At 54.9% G+C, this 1,937-nt stretch carries 1 protein-coding gene and 2 pseudogenes; 2 read left to right on the top strand and 1 reads right to left on the bottom strand.

From position 1 onward, the window contains the following. Positions 1-1,343: pseudogene (locus ACNQQL_RS35860) on the top strand (hypothetical protein); the annotation flags it as partial. A gap of 21 nt (positions 1,344-1,364) precedes the next feature. Here ACNQQL_RS35860 and ACNQQL_RS35855 read toward each other — a convergent pair. Further along, positions 1,365-1,732 (bottom strand): annotated as a pseudogene (locus tag ACNQQL_RS35855) (IS3 family transposase); the annotation flags it as partial. Positions 1,733-1,816: 84 nt separating this feature from the next. On the opposite strand from ACNQQL_RS35855, the gene ACNQQL_RS35850 reads away from it, so the two are divergent. Continuing rightward, positions 1,817-1,937, top strand: a 121-nt coding sequence (locus tag ACNQQL_RS35850; RefSeq protein WP_416392824.1) for a transposase, incomplete at its 3' end; no start/stop codon positions are given.

Here is a 1,937-nt window from a genome sequence, read left to right as displayed (position 1 = left end):
GTGTAATGAACCGAACAACTGTAACGAACATCTCGAAGATCGCGGGCGGTATCGCGCTCGCCTTCGCGCTTGCCGCTTGTGGCGGAGGGGATGATAAACCCAATCAAGGCACCCCAGTCGGCTGGAAGGGGGTCGTCCCAAACACTCCTGGCAACATAGGCAGACCTAAAGTACAGCATCCTGGCGTCCCGCCGAAATCCCGTCCCGGTGTGCCTGGTGTACTCCCCCCTGCGTCGGATGCCAACAATTACATGGGTATGTTTGATCTATATTCAATGGGTGGCGTGCCCTCGATCGACAACCCCGGGGCACTTGTGGGCACTGACCTGTCCGGCCTGCTCCAAAATGGTGGTTTGTTAGTCTCGAGCAGATCCCAAGATCCGAATGTTGATGGCGTCTTGTGGACCACTGGTGACCGCGGGTATTCACTGATTATGAATAACTCGACTGGAAAAATCATCAGCGCAAATACTGCGGTTGACGGAGTTAGACTTGTTTCATCGGGCGAAGATGAGTCGATCGTAGCCGTCTGCCGAGCTGCTGGCGGAGTGGGCGACAATGGGCAGTTGCAGCAAATTACTACTGAATCTTTTGGTATGTGGTCTGAACAAGGGGACTTCCCTAAGCAGCACCCCTTGGTTCACTATGTGATGACCGAGGAAGATGCAGCGGTGTTGTTCGCAATGGTGGGGCCTGTGAGTGGCCAAATGGCTATTGGAGGCCTGGCGACCTGTTCAGCAACATCAACCGCTTTGATGCGAACGGATCCGATCGGTTATGCAAGGACGAACAAAGATGGTGGGGTGGTGTACGGCCGACTTAGCCTCAATAATACGTTCCCGAAGCCGCAGACTGCGAATAGCGGGACGGTGCCAAAAGAAGCGGCCCCGGGGATAATTGCCGCAGCGTTTGCCCCTAAGCTTACGACTAATGGGATTGTTGTAGGCGCGGTAGACTCGAAGGACAAGACGAAGATCGAGACTGCTGTGGCTATTTCAATGAGTGAGCTTAAAAGTGGATTAAGCCGCGGCCCAGGTTCGGTGGTTGCGTTCAACCCTGACCTGCTACTTCCGTCCATGGGAGTTAATCCCGACGGCGGGGTGGCTCGGGCATATGTAACCGGTGCAATCATAGGGGCAACCGGCGTGATTTTACTTCATGTGGAGGGAACTACAGGTGATCAACCTAACCCGAACACAGACCTCAAGTCGAAATCGCCGTTCTCATACACGCTCCCTTTCCTTATCGGAAACGCGCCAATTTTGAGTGCATCTGGAGAACCTGGCGGTACACCGATATCCACTATCCCTGGTAACCACCCTATTATGCAGTCCAGCAATTAAAAGGTCCGCGCTCTCCAAATCTAATGCGGAGAGCGCAAATGCGCCATGGGGGTTACCTTCCTCGCGCATCATGCCCATGATGCTGCGGCTATCGGCAGAGCTTCGGCTCTCGACGAACAGTTCGTGTATCCGGCTACGCAGTGCCATGCGCTCAGCGTCAATGCGCTGGGTGCGCTCACGGTACGCATACAGGCAGGAACGTGATACGTCGAATACCGCGCAGATCAGTTCGACCGATTCGCTTGCGCCAATCTGATCAATTACTTCGTACGTTCGATGCCTTCCGACATCAAGAGCGCGGTAGCCTTTTTTAAAATGGCTTTCTCACGCTCGAGGCGTTCGATACGTGCCTCGAGTTCCTGAATACGCTGTTGATCCGCCGTGATAGAGGTGGCCGCGCAAATTTGGACAGTCGGATAAGTGGTTTGGCCGGGGCCTGAGCCAGCGATAATGCTGGCAAAGGAACCGAGGAAATGACGAAGAGAACCCGACGGACGCACTCAGCGGCGTTCAAAGCAAAGGTGGCGCTGGCAGCGGTCAAAGGCGAGCGGACGCTGGCCGAATTGGCACAACAGTTCGATGTGCATCCGAACC

It is taken from the genome of Burkholderia sp. LFS061, from assembly GCF_047978125.1.
GTDB lineage: Bacteria > Pseudomonadota > Gammaproteobacteria > Burkholderiales > Burkholderiaceae > Burkholderia > Burkholderia pyrrocinia_C.
This window is presented reverse-complemented; position numbering and strand designations above follow the sequence as displayed.